We start from the raw sequence: 20,567 nt of genomic DNA on the forward strand, positions 1-20,567 counted from the left end.
AGATAAGGGAATAGAGCAGACGACAAGGAGACCAGAAGGTTTTATGTCTGCACCCTTCACCTTAGACCCGCTTGAATCAGTGAAAGCGCTTCGCTCAGCGGTTCCTCACCTTTGAGCCAATACGGGTGATGTTGTCTGCGGAACCATGTGCGCTGACGCTTGGCGAACTGCTGGGTACGACGTGTGGTCAGGGCGATGGCCTCTTCACGGTTGAGTAGGCCTTGAATCACCTTTAGTGCTTCCCCATAGCCGATTGTTTGCAGCAAGGGCAGATTGGTGTCGTAGCAATGACTCAAGTGTTCGGTTTCTTCGATGAGACCATTGGCATAGAGCTGTGTTGTGCGTTGGCCAATGCGTTCGCGCAGGTTGTGTGGGTCGAGGCCTAGTTCCAGCACGCGCCAAGGGGGTGGGCTTGAGCCTTGTTGAGTGGTGATCGGTTTGCCAGTGGCATAAACCACTTCCAGAGCCCGTTGGGTGCGCATGGCATCAGCAGGGGCAATTCGGCTTGCAGCGGTGGGATCGGCGGCTTGGAGTAGGTGGTGGCAGGTGCGTTGTCCTAGCTCGCCTAACTGCTTGCGGAGCTCTGGTTGGGGTGGCACTGCTGGTGGGCGCAGCCCACAAGTGAGAGCTTTGAGATAAAGACCACTGCCGCCAACTAGAAATGGCATGTTTTGTTGCCTTAGCTTTTGCGCAAGGATCAGTTGCGCGGCTGCCTGGAATTCCTGCAGGGTGATCGGTTGATCTGGGCGACGAAGATCAATCAGGTGATGTTGCACGCGCCGCTGCTGTTCTTTGGTTGGCTTGGCGGTGCCAACGTCCATGCCGATGTAGAGCTGGCGGGAATCCACATTGAGCACGCTCAGCTTCAGCTGTTCTGCCAGCTGTAAGGCCAGGCATGTTTTGCCGCTTGCTGTTGGCCCTAGCAGCGCAACCAGAAGCGGCTTAGAGGCGGGCATGAGCAGCCGTGATGAGTGTCATGTCAGCAACGTTTAGGTGGTCCCTTTTGGGCAATGACGCTTCAGTGACCGTTGTATGCGCCAGTGGTGAGCCAGTGGTAAAATGAGCATGCCAGGTCGAGGTTTCTCGCCGATGAGGCCTCTTAGAACAACCCTTCCTGGCTGCGGATTTATTGAATGAGCGAAGACTCCAAAGTCCAGGCTGCCTATGGCGCCGAACAAATTCAGGTGCTGGAAGGGCTAGAGCCCGTTAGGAAGCGTCCGGGGATGTACATCGGCTCCACTGGGCCAAGGGGGTTGCATCACCTTGTCTTTGAGGTTGTCGATAACTCTGTTGATGAGGCCTTGGCCGGGCACTGTGACGAGATTCTCGTGGTGCTTGGGCCAGATGGTTCCGCATCAATATCTGACAACGGCCGTGGCATTCCCACCGACGTTCATTCCCGGACAGGCAAGAGTGCCTTGGAAACGGTGCTCACCGTGCTTCATGCTGGCGGTAAGTTCGGCAGTGGCGGTTACAAGGTTTCTGGCGGCTTGCACGGAGTTGGTGTATCTGTCGTCAATGCCCTGAGTGAATGGGTGGAAGTGACGGTGCGGCGTCAAGGACAGGTGCACCGTCAGCGCTTTGAACGTGGGACTGCGATCGGTAGTCTTCGTTCCGAAGCCCAGCCTGCTTCAGAAAAAGGGCGCACTGGCACGAGCGTTTGTTTTAAGCCGGACGAAGAGATATTTACTGTTGGCATTGTTTTCGATTACGCCACCCTGTCTGCTCGTTTGCGTGAACTGGCTTATCTCAATGGTGGGGTGCGGATTGTTTTCCGCGATGAGCGTCAGTCTGTTTTAGATGCTGAAGGGGCTCCTCATGAGGAGGTCTATTTTTATGAGGGCGGTATCAAAGAATATGTCACCTATATGAACGAGGAAAAGGACGCTCTTCATCCCGAAATTATTTATGTGAATTCCGAAAAGGATAATGTGCAGGTTGAAGCAGCACTGCAATGGTGTGTTGATGCTTATTCAGACAGCATTCTCGGATTTGCTAATAATATTCGTACTGTAGATGGGGGTACTCATATTGAGGGGCTGAAGACAGTCCTTACGCGCACTCTCAATACGTTTGCCCGTAAGCGTGGCAAACGCAAGGAAGCCGATTCTAATCTGGCTGGAGAAAATATTCGTGAAGGACTTACGGCTGTTCTTTCTGTAAAGGTGCCCGATCCGGAATTCGAAGGGCAGACAAAAACCAAGTTGGGCAATACCGAAGTCCGCGGCATTGTCGACAGCTTGGTGGGTGAAGCATTGAGTCAGTACTTGGAATTTAATCCTGCGGTGATTGACCTTATTCTTGAGAAGGCCATCCAGGCATTCAATGCAGCTGAAGCTGCACGTCGTGCTCGAGAATTAGTGCGCCGCAAAAGCGTACTTGAGAGTTCTACGTTGCCAGGCAAACTGGCTGATTGCAGTTCTAGGGACCCCTCGGAATCAGAGATTTACATCGTGGAGGGCGACTCCGCTGGTGGCTCTGCAAAGCAGGGCCGAGATCGTCGCTTTCAAGCAATTCTTCCCTTGCGCGGTAAGATCCTAAATATTGAGAAAACAGATGATGCTAAAATATATAAAAATACGGAGATCCAGGCGTTGATTACTGCGCTTGGATTAGGTATCAAAGGAGAAGAATTTGATTCAAAAAACCTTAGATATCACCGTGTGGTGATCATGACTGATGCTGATGTTGACGGTGCTCATATTCGTACGCTGATACTTACATTTTTCTACCGCTACCAGAAAGAATTAGTGGAAGGTGGTTATATCTATATTGCTTGCCCTCCTCTTTATAAGGTTGAGCGAGGTAAGAACCATACCTATTGCTACAACGAGGCTGATTTACAGACGACACTCTCAGGTTTCCCCGAGAAGGCCAACTACACCATTCAGCGCTTTAAGGGTCTCGGCGAAATGATGCCAAAGCAGTTATGGGAGACCACCATGGATCCTTCTACCCGGATGATGAAGCGGGTGGAGGTTCAGGATGCATTAGAGGCTGATCGTATCTTCACAATTTTGATGGGTGACAAGGTTGCTCCCCGCCGGGAGTTCATTGAAACCCACAGCGCTGAGCTCGATATGGCAGCGTTAGATATCTGATGGGTGTTGTGCTCCGTTGGGGGTGGGTCCTAGTGGTGGCCTTGCTAGCTCCTGCAGCCTTGCCGGCTGGTGGGGGTGAGCGTCGCCAGCCAGAAATTCGTCGTTCTGATATTTCAGGACCTTTGTTTGCTGGTACAAGCTGTGAATTGCGAGTTAGCCCTCTGGCTGTAGCTCCCAGCTTGCGAAGACTGGCCGTTGGCACCCCCTTGAATGTGCTCCGTCGTTGGCATGGCGACGATGGTAAGGACTGGCTGCAAGTACAGATCGCCTCGGGTAGCGGGGAGTGCTTGGCCGGGGTTGTTAGGCGTGGCTGGCTCAATGTCTGATCTGGCTTTGCCAGCATGGCAGGCTTCACTTGTAGCCATAGGCGCTGTGCCAGGAGCTTGGTTGCGCCTCAGAGTGGTGAACCACCTCGAGCCGATGGTGCCGAGCAAGCACTGGGGCACTTTTGCGGTGAACATGGTTGCTGCTTTCGCTCTTGGCTTGGTCTTGGCCTTGCAGGCCAAATGTGCACCAGCAAGTGGAGCATCGCCTTTGATCTTGTTGATTGGTGTGGGCTTCTTCGGCTCTCTCAGCACCTTTTCGACTTTTGCTGTAGAGGTGCTCAATACCTTGCGAGAGCATCACTGGAGTGAGGGCTTTGTGCTTGCTGTGGGCTCGATCTTGGGAGGTCTCTTGGCTGTAGCTGCAGGCGTTGGGTTGGCTGATGGCTAAAACGACCTTGCACAATGAATTGAATGAGATGTGGCTGGTGGCTCTTGGGGCTGTGCCTGGAGCCTTGCTTCGCTGGCAAGTTCAGAACGACTTGCTGGTGAATGTAATTGGAGCTGCCATTTTGGGGTTGGTGGTTGGTTTGCCGTTCCGTCCAAGCCGTCAGTTGTTGCTGGGGGTGGGTTTCTGTGGTTCTCTCACCACTTTCAGCAGCTGGATGGTGGAATGCAGCACCCTGATCTCCCAGGGAGCTTGGTGGTCAGCGCTGGGATTGATTGGTCTAACCATGGGCTTAGGTCTTGGTGTTGCAGCCTTTGGTTTTTTGATTGGTCGGCAGTTCAGGCCATCAGGGCTTGGTCGATAGCTGTTTTGAGCTCAGTGCTCTCAGGCTCGACTCCACTTTTGAAGCGCTTCAGGACATTGCCGTTTTTGCCAACAAGGAATTTCTCGAAGTTCCAGGCCACATCTCCTGCTGGTTCAGTTTGATTGAGGGTGGTGAAGGGCTCGGTGGTTTGGCCCATGGCGTGCACCTTGTCAAACAACTCGAAGCTGGCGCCGTAGGTCGTGGAACAGAAGCTTTTGATCTCCTCGAGGGTGCCGGGCTCCTGGGCTCCGAAGTCGTTGCAAGGAAAGCCCAGCACCTTGAGTCCCTTAGGGCCGTATGTGTCTTGCAGCGCTTGCAGGCCTTTGTATTGCTTGGTGAATCCACATCGGCTGGCCACATTCACGATTAACAGCACCGTGCCGTTGTATTCGCTTAGAGATTTCTCAGCACCCTCTGGAGTGCGAACCACAATCTGGCTGATGTTGATGGCCATGGATATTCGATTTTGTCTTCAAGACCCTAGCGATGACCATACGCCATACAGTGTGCTCGCCTTGACGGCGGGCCGATGAACGAGGCAACGGGGGCAAACAGTCCGGAGGCGGCCGTCGTCAGCGGCTCTGACCTGGTGGACTTGGTGGCCCAGCAGCTGCAAGCGCTGTTGTCAGCAGGAAACTATGACGCAGTGAAGATGTTGCTTCAACCGGTGCAACCGGTTGACATCGCTGAAGCCATTGGCATTTTGCCTCGTACCCTGCAGGCTCTGGCCTTCCGCTTGCTCAGCAAGGACGAGGCCATTGAGGTTTACGAATACCTAGAGCCTGCTGTTCAGCAGAGTCTGCTGGAACGCCTTCGCTCTGGTGAGGTGCTCGAGTTGGTGGAGGAGATGTCCCCCGATGACCGGGTGCGATTGTTTGATGAGCTGCCTGCCAAGGTGGTGCGACGATTGCTGGCAGAACTGAGCCCAGCAGAGCGACGGGTCACTGCTCAGTTGCTTGGTTACGAGCCTGAAACCGCTGGTCGCTTGATGACCACCGAGTTTATTGATCTCAAGGAATTTCACAGTGCAGCTCAGGCTCTCACGATCGTGAGGCGTCGAGCTCCTGACACGGAGACGATTTATAGCCTCTATGTGACTGATGGCGAGCGCCACCTGACCGGGATCCTTTCATTGCGAGATCTCGTGACTGCTGAGCCGGAGGCACGCATCGGGGATGTGATGACCCGCGATGTGGTGAATGTGCGCACCGACACAGATCAAGAGGAGGTGGCCCGAGCGATTCAGAGATACGATTTTTTGGCTGTCCCAGTTGTGGATCGAGAACAGCGATTGGTAGGGATCGTCACCGTCGATGATGTGATTGACGTGATTGAACAGGAGGCCACACGCGATCTTTATGCCGCTGGAGCTGTGCAGGCGGGGGATGAAGACGACTATTTTCAGAGCAATTTGTTGATTGTTGCGCGCCGTCGAGTGGTGTGGCTGGCTGTATTGGTGGTAGCGAATGGCTTTACTAGTCAAGTGATTGCCATGAACGACGATGTGCTGAAGCATGTTGTGCTGTTGGCGGCGTTCATCCCGTTGTTGATCGGTACGGGCGGCAACGTTGGCGCTCAGAGTTCCACTGTGGTGATTCGAGGTCTTAGTACTCAGCGCATCCAGGCTCTTGGTCGCATGAAAGCGGTGTTGCGTGAGGCAATGGCGGGCGGGCTTTTGGGTTTGTTGATGTTGCTTGTGGTTGTTCCCTTTGCTTGGTGGCGGGGTGAAAGTCTTCTTGTGGGTGCAGCAGTAGGGATCAGTCTGATGGCGATCACTACCCTGGCTGCTACGGCTGGGGCGGCTTTGCCTTTGTTGTTCGATCGAATGGGCCTGGATCCCGCCCTGATGTCGGCTCCCTTTATTACGACAGCAACTGATGTGGCTGGGGTCTTTATCTATTTGCGGACAGCGGCTTGGCTGCTTGAGCAAACAAATGGCATAGCGTTCTAGGCATTCCTACCTATGCATTCTGACGAGGTGGGTTTCCCGTAGGGTCTTTTGGGCCGCCTGGGGGGTAAGCTTTACAAAACGCAATAGAGTTGTCGTGGCCGACTCCGCAGCCTCCAAATCCCTTGTTAAATCAGCGGTTGTGCCTGCTCGTCAGTTGCCCGCAGATGTCGACCTGGTGCGTTCATACCTGCGCGATATCGGTCGAGTGCCGCTGCTGAGCCATGAGCAGGAGATCACGCTGGGTCGTCAGGTGCAGCAGTTGATGTCTTTAGAGCAGCTTGAGTCTGAATTGGAAGGTCAAACAGGTGAGCCAGCGAGTCGTAAAGAGTTAGCGAAGGCCGCTGGATTGAGTGAGCTGCAGCTCAAGAAGAAGTTGCAGAGCGGACGACGTGCGAAGGAGCGGATGGTGTCGGCGAACCTGCGCTTAGTGGTGAGTGTTGCCAAGAAGTACACCAAAAGGAATATGGAGCTGCTTGATTTGATCCAAGAGGGAACGATCGGCTTGGTGAGGGGAGTGGAGAAGTTCGACCCAACCCGTGGCTACAAGTTTTCGACCTATGCGTATTGGTGGATTCGTCAGGGGATCACGCGTGCGATTGCGGAGAAGAGCCGGACGATCCGTCTGCCGATCCATATCACGGAGATGTTGAACAAGCTCAAGAAAGGCCAGCGAGAGTTAAGTCAGGAGATGGGGCGCACGCCAACAGTGAGCGAACTTGCAGAGTTTGTGGAGTTGCCCGAGGAGGAGGTGAAGGATCTGATGTGCCGTGCACGTCAGCCGATGAGTTTGGAGATGAAGGTGGGAGATGGTGATGAAACGGAGTTGCTTGAGTTGCTTGCTGGGGAAGAGGAGTTGCCGAGCGAGAAGGTGGAAGTGGATTGCATGAAAGGCGATTTACGTACCTTGCTAGAAAAGTTGCCTGAGCTGCAGGGTCGGGTGCTGCGGATGCGTTATGGGATAGACGGAGGCGAGCCGATGAACCTCACCGGGATTGGCCGCATCCTCGACATCAGTCGTGATCGTGTTCGCAATCTGGAGCGCCATGGACTCAATGGTCTGCGCCAGTTGAGTGAAACGGTTGAGGCCTATGCGGCTTGCTGAATGATTTGTAAAAGCAAGCTGTTTTGCAATAAAAATTGAGTCAGCAGCTCGTGGAGAGTTGAGATATTGACTTACTATTTTTGATTATTTTAATGCCATCAATCTGGGAAAATTTCTGTAAGCAAAATCTAGTATTGGTAATATTAACTGCTTGCTAGTGGTGCAATCGAAAGGCTGTAGCTGCTTCCAATCAACTTGGTTGGCATGAGGTTGAGTGAAAGGCTGAAACGTCCATCTCGAGCATTTCCACTATGTCCATGCAGCAAATGAGATGGCCATAGCAGTAAAGTTCCTTCTGCAGGGGCAACCTGTACTTCATTGCTACTAAATATTGTCTCTGTTTCAGTTTTCAACAAAGACATGTATGGAGTATTCGCTTGTGAATGTGATGCAGGTTTCCAGAACCGAACTGGAGCATGGCCCTGCTCAAAGCACATGTAATAAGTTCCGCTGATAAAGCTGTTCTCGTGGGCGTGAACTGATTGAGCCCCTCCTTGATTGGCCCAATTCAACCAAGAACTAATTACTTGAAGATCTTCGCATTGATAGCCTTGTATGCGAGTAATGAAATCTTTCCCGCAAGATAGGACCCAAAGCTTTAAAGCTTCCAATAAAGGATCTTTGAGTGTAAGTATCCCGCTGTTATTCGTATCGAAGTAATGAAGAAGTCTTTGATCTTGACTATTTTCCCTGGCCTGGCTTTTCTGAAGTAAATCAATAAGATAAAGCTTCAACTCTTCTTGTTGATTAAATCCTTTGTAACTGCCTATTGGCGTTGGAAATATGGAGTGAATTTCAGCATGTGTATTGGTCATTTCCCCTCAATGTACTGAAGCTCTATTCTATTATAAGGTTTTGGGCACCATTTGATCCAGCCCATGGCTCTCTCGAATCTGCGTGTCCAGTAAAGCTTTTATGTTTCATAGATCTATTTAGTGGTTGGTTACTTATTGCTGTTCTCCTAATATCCATATCGCTACGATCGTTTTCCTGCCTTAAGGCCAGTGAAAGCGGGAGGTTTGAATGTTCAGGATAGGAGGTGATCACTATGCAAGGTTATTAATCAAGCTACAGAATTCGCCGATGAATATCACCGGGATTGGTCGCATCCTCCGATATCAGTCGTGACCGAGTTCGCAATCTGGAGCGTCATGGATTCAATGGTCTGCGCCAGTAGAGTGAAACGGTTGAGGCCTATGCAGCTTGCTGAATGATTCTTAGCAGCAGAGCATTGACCTCTTCAGGAGCTTCGTCGTGTGGGCAATGCCCTGCACCATCGACCACTGATAGGGAGCGTATGCAAGGCAGCAACGCAGCCCAGCGACGGGCTTCCTGCAAAGGTTCCCATGGATCAGCTGCCCCCCAGATCAGATCCACTGGCATGTTTAGATCAGCCATCAGTTCTGGCGCCAGGTAGTCATCGAAGAGGTTGATGAAGCCGCGGAATGCCTCAGAAGCATTTTGTCGCTGGGCTGGTTTTTGTAGCAAGCTCATCAGCGATTCATCCACATTGCAGCCGCTGGGGTAGGCCTGCTTCAAAACTTGTTGGATCACTCTGGGATTGGCGGCATTGCGGAACAGACTTCGACTTAGCCAGCGCTGTCGAACTAAGGTCTTCAGTGAGGGTCGCAGCCAGCGCATCATGACGGGTTGCTCATGCAACCGCTTGTCGTCCATTGTGCGTTGGGCGCAATTGATCAGGACAACACCGGAACAACACTCTTCGATGATCTGTGCGGTGCGCAGAGCAATGACGCCGCCAATGGAATTGCCTACTAGGACCACAGGTGTCTTCACAACCTCGCGGCAGAAGTCGGCGACCTGGCTGCCCCAGCTATCGAAGCTGTAGCTGAAATGATCTGGATGGTGTGACTCGTCAGTTAGTCGTGCGCGTGGTTGACTGCTCCCCCCGAAGCCGATTAGGTCAATGGCGTAGCAAGTGGAGACCTCGGCCAGAGCCGGTTGGTTGTGTCGCCAATGGTCTTTGTTGGCCCCAAAACCGTGGATGAGAACGGTTGCTATAGACGTGGTTGTAGTCGATGGTGATGCATTGACGGGGCCATGCGAACTCCAGGCCACATCCAACCCATGCCATCGCCAAATATGTTGCTGAGGTGATGAGTTCAAGTTTTTGCTTCGCTGCCAAACCAGCGCTCTTCCAGATTTTTGACTACGACATAAAACGGTGGCACCACGCCTAGGGACAGCACGGTGGCAACCACGAGCCCCCCAAAGATCACGGTGCCCAGAGATTGTTGGCTATGGGCTCCAGCACCGTTGGCGACCACTAATGGCAGAAAGCCAGCTAGGGCAGCAATGGCGGTCATCAGGATCGGACGCAGTCGTGATTCAGCAGATTCGATAACTGCATCCTTTGCACTTTTACCTTGCGCTAGCTTTTGTTCGGCGACTTCCACGATCAAGATGCCGTTTTTGGCTGCCAGACCTATCAAGGTGACCAAACCCACTTGTGCATAGATGTTCAGATCAATGGAGCGGAAGGCCAGGAAGGCCAGGGCTCCAAGCATTGCTAGGGGTACTGTCGCCAGAATGATCACTGGCGTGACATAGCTTTCGTACTGCGCTGAAAGGACTAGATAAACCACCAAAATCCCGAGGCCAAACACCAGAACACCAGCGTTACCTGCCGAAATTTGCAGTGCGGCCATGCCGGTGAAGGCGGAGCCGATGTTGGTGAAATTTTGACGGTTGAAGAGTTGTTGGATTGTCTGCAGAGCTTGGCCACTACTCTTGCCGATTGCTTCTGCTCCTTGAATCAGCACAGTCCGATAAAGGTTGTAGTGGCTGATTACAGTTGGGGCACTACTTAGTTCTGCTGCTGCGAACTGCGAAACTTGCACCATCTGGCCATCTTTGCTTTTGACGTAGTAGCTGAGGATGTCGTCAATAGTTGAACGCTGTTCGGCGGAACCCTGAAGGTAGATATTGCGCACCTGCCCGCTTTCATAGGTAAGGCCGCTGTAGTTGCCGCCAGCTAAAGCGGCAATGGTATCCATGGCCTCTTGATAGTCAACGTTGAGAGCACCCATGACATCGCGATCCACTTGCAAGCCGATGGCTGGTGAGCTGGGATTGAATTGCGTGTAGACGCTGGAGAAATCCCCGCTCGCATTGGCGGTTTTGATCAGCTCTCCAGCCATGTTGGAGAGTTCATTGAGGCTGTAGCTGCCGTTGCTGAGATCATTGAACTGAAAATAGAAGCCACCTTGAGAGGAGAAGCCCGGCACGGCTGGTGGCACCGCCGCGACAGCCAGGCCACTACTGAGTTGGATCAACTTTTCGTTTAGGCGGGCGATGATGGCATCTGCACTGTTGTCATTGCCTTTGCGGTCTGCCAGGGGTTTGAATCCATAAAAGAAGAGCCCCTGGTCTGGACTGGATCCATTGAAGCCGGCACCACTGATCACTCCGGCATTGGCCACGTCGCGCTCTTCACTCAAGACTTTGGCAATTTCTGCGCCAAGTTTTTGCGTTTCGACGAGTGAGGCACCATTTTGAAGTTGGAAGAAGCCAATCCCATAGCCCTGGTCTTCCTCGGGAATGAAGGCTGTCGGCATGGCTGTGAAAGCCAGGCTGGTGAGCACAATGCCGCCGATCAGGGCAGCCATGATCAAGCGGCGGATGTTGATTAGGCGGGTCAGTAGACGTGCGTAGTCGCTTTGCAAGCGGTCGAAGTTGTTATTGAAGATTCTGAAAATTGTGGTCAAATTGGCGCCTGCGTAGGCACCAACCGCCATGCCAAGGATGTAAGTCCAGTTGCCAAATGATGCGGCACTAAAGCGACCGAAGGCCAATCCTGTTAGAACTCCAGCGACGATCCAGCTCCAACCCTGTGGCTCGCGAGCTTTCTCTTGGCGAAGAATCAGCCCAGACAACATCGGAGAGAAGGTCAGGGCATTGAATGCGGAGATGGCTATGGAGAAGGCAATGGTGAGAGCAAATTGCTTGTAAATGATGCCGATACCACCTGGATAGAAGGCCACCGGCACGAACACCGCCATCAACACCAAGGCTGTGGCGACTAGCGCTCCGAACAGCTCGCCCATGCATTCCAGTGCGGCAGCGCGGGGCTTCATGCCCTTCTCGATGTTGCTCGAAACCGCTTCAATTACCACGATCGCGTCATCAACGACAAGGCCTGTGGCTAAAACCAGGCCCAGCAATGTGAGTTGGTTGATCGAGAAACCGAAGACTTTCAGAAAGGCAAAGGTGCCAATGAGAGAAATTGGAATCGCCAGGCTGGGCACCACTGTGGCCCGCCAGTTCTGCAAGAACACAAACAGAATCACCAACACCAACACGATCGCAAGGCCAAGTGCGTCAATGACTCCCTCGACGGAGGATTCAATGAATTGACCGATGTTATAAATCTCTGAGACGGTGACGCCTGGGGGCAGCACTTCGGCAAAATTATTGATCTCTTCAACAACGGCCTGGGAAACATCCAGTGCATTGCTGGATGGTGTCTGATAAACACCCACGACCATGGCCGGCAAACTGTTTTTATCGATCGCGTCGACCGCGTAGGTGTCGGTGCCATAGCGAACTTCACCAACATCTCTGAGTTTCAGCAGATTGCCGCTTGGTGTTCGACTGATAATCAGGTTGTTGAAGTCTTCAATTGAAGTAAGAAAGCCATTGCCTTCAACCAGTATTGGATAGGTGTATTTCTGGTCACCAGATGCTGGCGGACCGCCAACGAGGCCACCAACAGCAACGCTGTTTTGTAATTGCACCGCTTGGATCACATCTTCAGATGTGAGTTGGTAGGCGGCAAGTCTCTCAGGATTAACAAATAACCAGAAGGCGGGATTGGCTCCGCCATAGACCGTGACTTGGGCAACGCCTTCAACTCGTGAGAGCGGGTAATAAAGTTGTTCGTAAATCAGGCCATTCAGGTACGCAGCATCAAATTGCCCTTCCGTGGATCCGACTTGATAAGCAAGCAGGATCGAAGGGGTGCTTTGTGTGACAGCAACTCCTGATTCAGAGACTTGCTCAGGCAGCTGGGGCATCGCCAGGGACACCCTGTTTTGCACATTTACCTGGTCGATATTGATGTCTGTCGTCTCATCGAAATAGACACTGATCGTGCTGTTACCCTCCATATCGCTATTCGAGGAGATGTAGCTGATGCCAGGCACACCATTGATCTGCTGCTCTAGTGGATTGGTGACTGCTTGTTCGGTGACTTTCGCGTTTGCCCCCCCATAAACCGCTGAGACTTGGATGAGGGGGTTGGCAATGTTGGGAAGGTTGGCAATCGGCAGGCTGGGAATAGCGATGATTCCCACCAGCACGATCAGGATGCTGCAAACGGTTGTGAGAACCGGGCGTTTGATGAACTTGTCGGAAAAAGACATCGCGTGTTATTGCCTGCCTCCTTGTTTTGTTGTGTTTGAGACATTTGGGGAGTGCACATGAACAGGCATCCCACTGCGGAGCCGGCTTGTATTACTGATGGCGACTGTTTCGCCTTGCTTTAAGCCTGAGGTGACTGGGTAGTAGTTGTTCTGCAGAGGACCAAGCTTCACTTGCGTTTGCACAACGACTGGCGTGTTCGATGGCAACCTTTCTAGCGATGTCTTGTTTTTCTTTGGAATAGTTGTTGATGCTTTGATTTTTGGCAGGATTGTTTTAAGAGGTAAAACTTTGTAGACGAAGGGTTGTTCGGCCTGCATTAATACAGCCTGAACAGGTACGGCAAGAATTTTCTTTTGACTTGTGATGATTCGGCTTTGTACGAATTGTCCCGTTTTAAGTTCGCCTGTAAGATTTGAAAATACTGCCTTGATTAATAGGGTGTTGGGTGATTGCTTCTCATCATTGATCGCATAATAAGGGGATATGAAAACGACAGAACCCTTTTTTTTGATAGGCGGAGTGGATTGTGAAATGACCTCGACGGGTTGCCCAAGTTTGATTTTGCTGGCCTGAGTCGCTGGAATCTCCATCAGTGTCCACATACTTGAGTTGTCAACGATCCCTGTAATACTTTGGCCTTCTTTGATGTAGTCGCCGAGTTTTACGCTGTCTAGATTTCCGATAATGCCATTGATTGGCGAGCGTACAAATTTGTAGTTGAGTGTGGCGCGATCGGCTCTTGCCTTGTCGCGAGATTGGATGGCCTTGGTTACATATTGATCGCGAGTCTTCGCGGATGTTGCCCCTCGTTGGAAAAGGTATTCAAAGCGCTCAGCATTTAGTTTGTCTTTTAGTGCGTCGGCTTTAGAAGAATCAAGAGCTGCAGATTGCTGCACATTGTCGAGAACTAGAATGGCTTGACCAGCCTTAACCGACTGGCCTTCTTTGGCGAGTATCTTGACGACTGAGCCGGACGTCTCGGGAGTCAACGAAACGTTTGTGCTCGACTCGAGCATGCTGATGGCGTTGATCGACGGTGCAAAATCGGCAAGCTTGATTTGGCTTGTTTGGATGGTGAGTAAGTTCTGACCCTTCTTCTGTCCATGGCTGCAGCCTGCCATCATCACCATGACTGCCAGCAACACAATGGAGGTTGGGCGAGGTGCCATTCGACAATTAGTTTTTGTAGCAACATAACGCTATCTAGGGGCTAGAGCAGTCACGCTCTTGTCATCAAGATCCTTTGGATTTGACAATGTTTGTGACGCCGAACTGATGGGGGTCTCTGTGGTTCGTTTTTGGGTTGCGCTGTCAGGCTCGATGTTGGTGGTTTTTGTGCTGGTGCATCTGGCTGGAGTGCTTTTGGCAGCTTTGGCTCCGGCTAGTTTTGAAAGCTATGCAGCGTCTTTGCATCGAGTTGCTCTCTTGCCGTTTTTAGAGATTGGCTTGTTGGTTGCAGCATTGAGCCATGTGGGCTTCAGCCTGAAGAAGGCCATTAGCAATCGATTAGCTGGTAATCACGCGAACCTCGTCAGCCGTCGTCAAGACCCCTTGGCTGCTTTCGCTGCAGCGAATCAGGCCATCGGTGGTTTGTTGCTTTTGCTGTTTCTGGGATTGCATCTCAGTCAGTTGCGCTGGCCTCGCCCTGAGGCTGGTGAGGAGTTGGTTGCTTTGCGAGTCGTTTTGTCGCAGCCTTTCAACCTGGCTATTTATCTAGCTGCGGCTTTGGCGGTGGGTCTACACCTTGTTCATGGAGGCGAGGCCGTCCACCGCAGCCTGGGTCTGTTAGATCCCGTGAATGCAGTTCGCATTCGCAAGGCTGCACGTGGGATGGCCTGGTTGGTGTTAGGAGGCTTCAGCCTGGTGACCTTGCTATTAGCAGCTCATTATTAAGAAGGTCTAGGCCAGTGCCTGATGTTTTCTCTTGGTTGCCTCAGCAGTCTGAGCTTGTGGCTTCTCCAGGCTCGCGCGCGGCTTGGGAGTTATGAACACTCGATATCTCTTCTGAGCGGAAGGAGCCTGCGCCTGTTCAGGAGGCGAGATGAGCAGCTCATTGGTGCTGATTGGCTTCAGAACAGCTTTCTATGGGCACATTTCGCTAGACACTCGTGGACTGTATGAATCCTTATTGTTCAGGCTTAGGGCGCTAGCCAATGTTGCTCGATCCAAAGTTGCCTGCAGGCCCGATTGCTGACTCCTGGGAGCGAACCCGTGAATCCTTTGCAGGAGTCAGTGCAGAGCGCAAGAGCGAATTGAAGATTTTGGTTGTTGGTACTGGCCTGGCAGGTGCCTCCGCAGCAGCCACTCTGGCCGAACAGGGTTATCAGATCAGGGTGCTCAGCTTTCATGACAGCCCTCGCCGGGCTCATTCTGTTGCTGCTCAAGGTGGTATTAACGCGGCTCGCGCATTAGGCGTTGATGCTGCTGGCATTAACAGTCTTTTTATTGATACCGTCCGTGGTGGTGACTTCCGTGCGCGCGAGGTTGGTTGTCAGCGCTTGGCTGAGATCAGCAGCGCGATCATCGATCAGTGCGTTGCTCAAGGGGTTCCCTTCGCTCGAGAGTATGGCGGTCAATTGACCACCCGTCGTTTTGGTGGTGCATTGGTTAGTCGCACGTTCTACGCTCGCGGTCAGACTGGCCAACAGTTGCTTTATGGCGCCTATCAGGCGCTGATGCGTCAAGTGGCTGCCGGTAGAGTTGAGCTGCTGACCCGACGCGATGTCTTGGAGTTGATCACCGTAGATGGTGTGGCTCGCGGTGTCGTTTGTCGTCACTTGCTCAACGGTGAGTTGGAAGTGCATACCGCTCAGGCTGTGGTAGTGGCGAGTGGTGGCTATAGCAACGTCTACTTTCTTTCGACGAACTCTCTTAAATCAAATGCCAGTGCGATCTGGCGCGCCCACCTCCAGGGCGCTGGGTTCGCTAACCCCTGTTTTACACAGATCCATCCCACATGCATTCCTAGCGGCGGAACGTATCAGAGCAAATTGACGCTGATGAGCGAGAGCCTTCGTAATGATGGCCGCGTTTGGTTGCCATTGCGGCCGGGAGACGGGCGCTCTGCCAATGAAATCCCTGAGCCAGAGCGTGATTATTTCCTCGAGCGACAGTATCCCACTTACGGCAACATGGTCCCTCGCGATGTTGCCTCTCGTAGGGGGCGTGAACGTTGCAATGCTGGACATGGGGTGGGGCCCGGTGGCCGCTCGATCTATCTCGATCTGCGTGATGCGATTGCCAGTGAAGGCAGGGATGCGATTGAGACGCGTTACGGCAACCTCCTGGAGATGTATGAGCGGATTAGTGGAGACGATCCATATCAAACGCCGATGCGTATTTATCCGGCCCCTCATTACACGATGGGAGGACTCTGGGTTGACTATCAGTTGATGAGTTCAATTCCTGGTTTGTTTGTGTTGGGTGAGGCCAATTTTTCTGAACATGGTGCGAATCGGCTTGGAGCGAGTGCCCTGATGCAGTGCTTGGCCGATGGCTACTTCATTGCGCCCGCAACCGTCACGGCTTGGTTATCTGGCAATGACACCGATGCCATTGCGCAGGATCATTCAGCCTGTCGTGATGCACGGCATCGGGCACGTGGACGCATCCAGGCTTTGCTTCAGGTTGATGGTTCCACTCCTGTCGATGCTTTTCATCGTGAGCTTGGTGTTGCCATGATCGAGCGCTGCGGCATTAGCCGCGATGCTGCGGGTTTGCGTGCTGGCTTGAAGGAAGTAGCAGAGCTTGAGCAACGTTTCCAACAGGAATTATGTGTACCTGGTGGTGCAGATGAGCCCAATCCTGAATTGGAGAAGGCGCTCAGGGTCGCCGATTTCTTTGGGTTGGCCAAGTTGATGTTGCGTGATGCTCTGGCTAGAGAGGAATCCTGTGGCGCTCATTTCCGCCAAGAGCACCAGACAGCCGATGGAGAGGCCCTGCGCAACGATGAACAATTTGCCCATATCGCGATTTGGGAGCATCGCGAGCATGCTGAGCCGTTGCGACATATCGAGCCGCTGTCGTTCACGGCGATGAAGCCCACAGCCCGTAGCTATCGATGAGCCGACTGCTCTCGCTGACCTTGCTCATTTGGCGCCAGGAGTCCTCGGATCAATCTGGTGCGTTTCATCGCTACCAACTTGAGGGGTTGTCGGCTGATTTGTCGCTTTTGGAGGTTCTCGACCAGCTCAATGAGCAGCTGATTACGCAATCAGAACGACCGGTGCATTTTGACCATGATTGTCGTGAGGGCATATGCGGCAGCTGTGGTTTCCTGGTCAATGGACAGGCTCACGGACCGCAAGCTGCTACCACCTTGTGCCAGCTTTATCTACGCCAGTTTTCTGATGGCGACACGCTGACCTTGGAGCCCTGGCGGGCCAATGCTTTTCCGCTTATTCAAGATCTGGTGGTGGATCGTGCCTCGTTTGATCGCTTGATTGCGGCTGGTGGTTTTTGCTCGGTGAATACGGGCCAGGCTCCAGATGGTAATGCCTTGCTGATAGGTAAGGATCAAGCTGCTTCTGCCTTTGAAACTGCCACTTGCATAGGTTGTGGCGCATGCGTGGCCAGTTGTCGTAATGCCTCGGCAAGCTTGTTTGTTGCGGCCAAACTGGCCCATTTAGGTCAGTTGCCTCAGGGGCAACCGGATCGGCAAAACCGGGCGAAGACGTTGCAAGAGCGCATGAGCGCGGAGGGTTTTGGTAGTTGCAGTAGTAATTTGGAGTGTGAGGCGGTGTGCCCGAAGCAAATTTCAGCTGACTGGATCAGTTGGATGCATCGCGAGGCACGTTGACATCTGGTGCTCATCTACTGATTGGAGCCATTAAGCCATCAGTTTGATTTGGTAAAGCACTTCTTCTAAGGCATCGGCTGCCATCATGCCGGCGAATCGTTGGGGGTGTTCCGCATCGATACAGCTGCTTAGTGGAGTGAGCAGGGTGGATGGTTTGGGGTGACAGAACTGCACAACGCTTAGGCGTTCACGATCCCATTCGCTCGGCGCTAAGACTCGGTGCCAGCCTGTTGGGATGAGCCCATTGCTGATCCGTTCAAGCATCAAACCACTGTTGACGATCACTTGCCCTTCAGGCGCGATGGCATCAACCCAAGAGCCATCGATGTAGACCTGCAGGCCTGGGGCCGTGGCTCGCGGCAAGGCTGTAATCAGGTTGATGTCGCCATGGGCGGCGGCCCACATGTGCCCTGCAGCAGGGGCTTCTTTCATGGGTGGGTAGCGGATTGCTCTGGTGAGCGTTGGTGCGTTTTGTACCAGATCAGTGAAAAAATCATGATGGCAACCAAGGCCAGTAGCGATGATTCGCAGCACGCGACGCTGCAACTCGGCGATGGTTTGGTGGAAGGCTTGCAGCACTCCAGTGATTCCTGGCACGGCTACTTCTGGTAGGAGTTGTTCTGGATAGAGCGTGGGGAAATGTTGGCGTAAGGGGTGGTTGTCTGGGAGCGGTAATGCCCAGTTGAGCATTTCCTTCCAGTCGGGCAGCTTTTCGCCTGCGGCTGTTTCGACGAGTGTGTCTGTATAGCCCGTCTGGCCAAAAGCTTCGGGCATGTTGAATTGTCGCTTTGTTGTCGTTTCCAGAGCAAAGAAATGGCTCAACATCCCGTAGGCCTCATCGAGAAGCGCCGAAGGCAGATCACTTGTGGTCACCACAAAGCCTGTGCCGAGGCTGCGCATCAATCCGTCAACAACAGCTGCTTGTTGACGTTTCGTGCCCTGTTCAAAAGCCAGTAGGTCAACATCAAGAATCGTTTGGTTCAAGCAATGGCCTGGTTGAACGAACGCTGAAATGGTGCCTTACGATATTGTGATCAGGCTTCAATGGACGTTTGATAAATTGCCTAAGTTTTGACTCCAAATGTTATTGGGTATAGTTAGTGAGTCTTTTTTTTACGTATCCATCTCTATTGCAACTCCCTTTACTTTGTTTCATGCATTGAAGTGGCTTTCAAAGCGAAAGTTGACCTAGATTCATTCCCTGTCTTTGGAGAGTGCAATGAACGAGCAGGAGGTTATAGAAAAGTTGGAAACAGCAATAGTACTGCATAAGCAGGGCAATCTGGACAAGGCAGAAGAGATTTATAATTTAGTACTTGCGGCAGATGATAATAATTTTTATGCGCTTAATTGCTTGGGTTGCCTGAAAAGAATAAAGAAGGAATATGAACAAGCCATTTTTTTCCTGAAAAGGGCGACTCAGCTACAACCAAGTAATCCGGATTCCTGCTACAACTTGGGGAATGCATATAAGGATGCAAGCTTCTGGAAGGAAGCTATCAATTGCTACGAGACTTCTCTATCTCTTGCTCCTCATAATCCAGAAGTGTTGTTGAACCTTGGCAATGCTCTTAAGGAATGCGGCCAGCTAAGGGAAGCAATTATAAATTATCAACAGGCTATCAATATGAACCCAGATGATGCTAATATTTACTTAAATCTTGGCAATGCATTAAAAGAGCAGAACTTTGTTGATGAGGCGATTGAAAATTATCGTAAGGCCATTGATTTAAAACCAGATTTCTCAGATGCCTATTTAAATCTTGGCATTGTCTTGCAAGAACGAGGTGAGTTCGACGCCGCTCGCTCTGCTCTTCTTGAATCACTTAAATTAATGCCAGACTCCACTTTGGCATTCTTCTATTTGTTCCAAAACTATGACCACTCTCAATTTACTGACACAACGTCTAAGGATTACCTTTCTCTCCTCTCTCGACAAATTCTTAAAGTACTTGCTTTAGAAAAATGTATTTGCTTTGGTGATTGCCATGTGATGGCATTCAATGATATAGAAGGTTTCGAGGTTATTCATGTTGGCGCAGCTACAGCTTACAATCTAACTGAATCGCGAACTTCTACTGGAGGTCGAAATAAAATATTAGCAAGATTGAATGTCGCTCGCCCAGAAAGTGATGCAGTTTTGCTTTCTTTTGGGGAAGTAGATATTCGCGCAAATATACTGAAATACTGTATAAGATTTGATCGAAATATTGAGGAGGTTTGTTTTGATTTAGTGTCACGTTACTTTTCTTTCGTAGATGAAATATTGCTTATGGGTTTTCGGGTGATTATTTATGGCCCTTGGGGCTCTGGATGTGACCAGGACAATCAAGGGTCAATGCAAGAGAGGTATTACTCGTCACGTTGCCTTGAATTACTCTTGTCTCAAAAGTCTGCTGAAAATGATGTCCCTTACTTCTCTTTGTCTAGCGTTTTTAGTGACCATATTGCTAAGACAACAAGATCTGACTTTTTTGATGATAGTGGCATGCATTTTTATGGGCACCCGGATGAAATTCCCCTAGAAATTAAGTCTATGATTCTTTCCCGTATGCTCGAGTCCCTTAATCAATGTGAAGAGGCTTGTGGTCGATTGGCTCCCCCTACTTTAAGAGAAAGTTCGCTTATTAAAAGTGATGTCTTGTGTTTGTTGGATATTTTTGTATCAAGCATTCCTTACTTTTGTCTTCTGGGTCAGATTCCTTCCGCCGAAGAAAGACTGAGGATTTTGTCTCAGGCTAAAAAGTCAATTGTTCTAGATTTTGCAGCCTGCCTGAATTTAATGTCTTGTACTTTACAGCTTGAATTTATAGCCGGAGACTTTTCTTTGGATGGTTGGGAGGTATGGGGGTTATGCAGCGAGAGTGCAAAAGAAGAAGGTAAACTCACTTATTCGAAAATATCAAGTGAATCGGAATCGACTGTCAAAGTAAAAGCTAGTTTCTCAGAGAACTCAATGCTAAGATATCTTATTTTAAACTTCCCAGAAGGTTGTTTGGCTGGCTTGAGTAATTTTGATGTGACAGGTAAGACTTTTGTTTTCCCTGATTGACCGTCTTTTTGTCAGTAGTAATTTGGAGTGTGAGGCGGTGTGCCCGAAGCAAATTTCAGCTGACTGGATCAGTTGGATGCATCGCGAGGCACGTTGACATCTG

The 20,567-nt window shown here is 51.3% G+C and carries 17 protein-coding genes and 1 pseudogene; 11 read left to right on the plus strand and 7 right to left on the minus strand.

Going from position 1 to position 20,567, the window contains the following annotated elements:
- Positions 1 to 56: 56 nt before the first annotated feature.
- Entirely contained in the window at positions 57 to 956 is a 900-nt protein-coding gene (gene miaA / locus SIB74_RS12125) for a tRNA (adenosine(37)-N6)-dimethylallyltransferase MiaA (protein ID WP_063396442.1), read from the minus strand.
- Positions 957 to 1,133: 177 nt separating this feature from the next.
- Here miaA and gyrB point away from each other — a divergent pair, with 177 nt between their 5' ends.
- The 4 genes from gyrB to SIB74_RS12145 are packed head-to-tail and all read left to right on the plus strand — an operon-like array spanning position 1,134 to position 4,176.
- The gene (gene gyrB / locus SIB74_RS12130; RefSeq protein WP_063396441.1) at positions 1,134 to 3,101 is read left to right on the plus strand and encodes a DNA topoisomerase (ATP-hydrolyzing) subunit B; all 1,968 of its coding nucleotides are present in this window, start codon (positions 1,134 to 1,136) and stop codon (positions 3,099 to 3,101) included.
- On the plus strand, positions 3,101 to 3,427 hold the full coding sequence (locus SIB74_RS12135; RefSeq protein WP_063396440.1) for a hypothetical protein: 327 nt from the start codon (positions 3,101 to 3,103) through the stop codon (positions 3,425 to 3,427). Before gyrB ends, SIB74_RS12135 begins: the two co-directional genes overlap by 1 nt.
- Positions 3,420 to 3,815, plus strand: coding sequence for a fluoride efflux transporter FluC (locus SIB74_RS12140; RefSeq protein WP_063396439.1), 396 nt, complete (start codon positions 3,420 to 3,422; stop codon positions 3,813 to 3,815). The genes SIB74_RS12135 and SIB74_RS12140 overlap by 8 nt, the downstream gene beginning before the upstream one ends.
- Positions 3,808 to 4,176, plus strand: coding sequence for a fluoride efflux transporter FluC (locus SIB74_RS12145; RefSeq protein ID WP_063396438.1), 369 nt, complete (start codon positions 3,808 to 3,810; stop codon positions 4,174 to 4,176). Before SIB74_RS12140 ends, SIB74_RS12145 begins: the two co-directional genes overlap by 8 nt.
- Here the strand turns inward: SIB74_RS12145 and SIB74_RS12150 are convergent.
- A complete protein-coding gene (locus SIB74_RS12150) occupies positions 4,151 to 4,630 on the minus strand; it encodes a glutathione peroxidase (RefSeq protein WP_063396437.1) in 480 nt (159 codons plus the stop codon). The genes SIB74_RS12145 and SIB74_RS12150 overlap by 26 nt on opposite strands.
- A gap of 75 nt (positions 4,631 to 4,705) precedes the next feature.
- Here SIB74_RS12150 and mgtE point away from each other — a divergent pair, with 75 nt between their 5' ends.
- Positions 4,706 to 6,127 carry a magnesium transporter gene (mgtE, locus tag SIB74_RS12155; RefSeq protein WP_063396436.1) on the plus strand — a complete coding sequence of 474 codons (1,422 nt, stop codon included), beginning with the start codon at positions 4,706 to 4,708 and terminating at the stop codon, positions 6,125 to 6,127.
- A 94-nt stretch (positions 6,128 to 6,221) separates the two neighbouring features.
- Positions 6,222 to 7,229 (plus strand): RpoD/SigA family RNA polymerase sigma factor, encoded by a 1,008-nt coding sequence (locus SIB74_RS12160; protein WP_413681747.1) that lies wholly within the window; start codon positions 6,222 to 6,224, stop codon positions 7,227 to 7,229.
- A 143-nt stretch (positions 7,230 to 7,372) separates the two neighbouring features.
- Here the strand turns inward: SIB74_RS12160 and SIB74_RS12165 are convergent, their stop codons facing one another.
- The 4 genes from SIB74_RS12165 to SIB74_RS12180 form a co-directional block, all read right to left on the minus strand.
- Positions 7,373 to 8,044: a putative 2OG-Fe(II) oxygenase gene (locus tag SIB74_RS12165; RefSeq protein ID WP_063395135.1), complete on the minus strand. Its 672-nt coding sequence runs from the start codon at positions 8,042 to 8,044 to the stop codon at positions 7,373 to 7,375.
- Positions 8,045 to 8,423: 379 nt separating this feature from the next.
- Positions 8,424 to 9,356, minus strand: coding sequence for an alpha/beta fold hydrolase (locus tag SIB74_RS12170; RefSeq protein ID WP_369818003.1), 933 nt, complete (start codon positions 9,354 to 9,356; stop codon positions 8,424 to 8,426).
- Positions 9,353 to 12,613: an efflux RND transporter permease subunit gene (locus SIB74_RS12175; RefSeq protein WP_063395134.1), complete on the minus strand. Its 3,261-nt coding sequence runs from the start codon at positions 12,611 to 12,613 to the stop codon at positions 9,353 to 9,355. Before SIB74_RS12175 ends, SIB74_RS12170 begins: the two co-directional genes overlap by 4 nt.
- A 6-nt stretch (positions 12,614 to 12,619) precedes the next feature.
- Complete coding sequence (locus tag SIB74_RS12180; RefSeq protein WP_082818432.1) at positions 12,620 to 13,738, minus strand: efflux RND transporter periplasmic adaptor subunit; 1,119 nt, start codon at positions 13,736 to 13,738, stop codon at positions 12,620 to 12,622.
- A 151-nt stretch (positions 13,739 to 13,889) separates the two neighbouring features.
- Here SIB74_RS12180 and SIB74_RS12185 point away from each other — a divergent pair, with 151 nt between their 5' ends.
- The 3 genes from SIB74_RS12185 to SIB74_RS12195 all read left to right on the plus strand — a co-directional run bounded on the left by SIB74_RS12185 (position 13,890) and on the right by SIB74_RS12195 (position 17,412).
- The gene (locus tag SIB74_RS12185) at positions 13,890 to 14,507 is read left to right on the plus strand and encodes a hypothetical protein (RefSeq protein WP_063395142.1); all 618 of its coding nucleotides are present in this window, start codon (positions 13,890 to 13,892) and stop codon (positions 14,505 to 14,507) included.
- Positions 14,508 to 14,767: 260 nt separating this feature from the next.
- Positions 14,768 to 16,678 carry a fumarate reductase/succinate dehydrogenase flavoprotein subunit gene (locus SIB74_RS12190; RefSeq protein ID WP_063395132.1) on the plus strand — a complete coding sequence of 637 codons (1,911 nt, stop codon included), beginning with the start codon at positions 14,768 to 14,770 and terminating at the stop codon, positions 16,676 to 16,678.
- Positions 16,675 to 17,412 carry a succinate dehydrogenase/fumarate reductase iron-sulfur subunit gene (locus SIB74_RS12195; RefSeq protein WP_063395131.1) on the plus strand — a complete coding sequence of 246 codons (738 nt, stop codon included), beginning with the start codon at positions 16,675 to 16,677 and terminating at the stop codon, positions 17,410 to 17,412. Before SIB74_RS12190 ends, SIB74_RS12195 begins: the two co-directional genes overlap by 4 nt.
- A gap of 30 nt (positions 17,413 to 17,442) precedes the next feature.
- On the opposite strand, the gene SIB74_RS12200 is transcribed toward SIB74_RS12195, so the two are convergent.
- On the minus strand, positions 17,443 to 18,396 hold the full coding sequence (locus tag SIB74_RS12200; protein WP_063395129.1) for an isopenicillin N synthase family dioxygenase: 954 nt from the start codon (positions 18,394 to 18,396) through the stop codon (positions 17,443 to 17,445).
- A 235-nt stretch (positions 18,397 to 18,631) separates the two neighbouring features.
- Between SIB74_RS12200 and SIB74_RS12205 the strand changes: the two genes are divergently transcribed.
- Both SIB74_RS12205 and SIB74_RS12210 read left to right on the plus strand, forming a co-directional pair.
- Complete coding sequence (locus tag SIB74_RS12205) at positions 18,632 to 20,464, plus strand: tetratricopeptide repeat protein (protein WP_156486030.1); 1,833 nt, start codon at positions 18,632 to 18,634, stop codon at positions 20,462 to 20,464.
- A 13-nt stretch (positions 20,465 to 20,477) separates the two neighbouring features.
- A pseudogene (locus SIB74_RS12210) lies at positions 20,478 to 20,561 on the plus strand (succinate dehydrogenase/fumarate reductase iron-sulfur subunit); the annotation flags it as partial.
- Positions 20,562 to 20,567: the final 6 nt, after the last annotated feature.

Origin of the sequence: Prochlorococcus sp. MIT 1306, assembly GCF_047304515.1 — a bacterium.
Classification (GTDB): Bacteria; Cyanobacteriota; Cyanobacteriia; order PCC-6307; family Cyanobiaceae; genus Prochlorococcus; species Prochlorococcus marinus_D.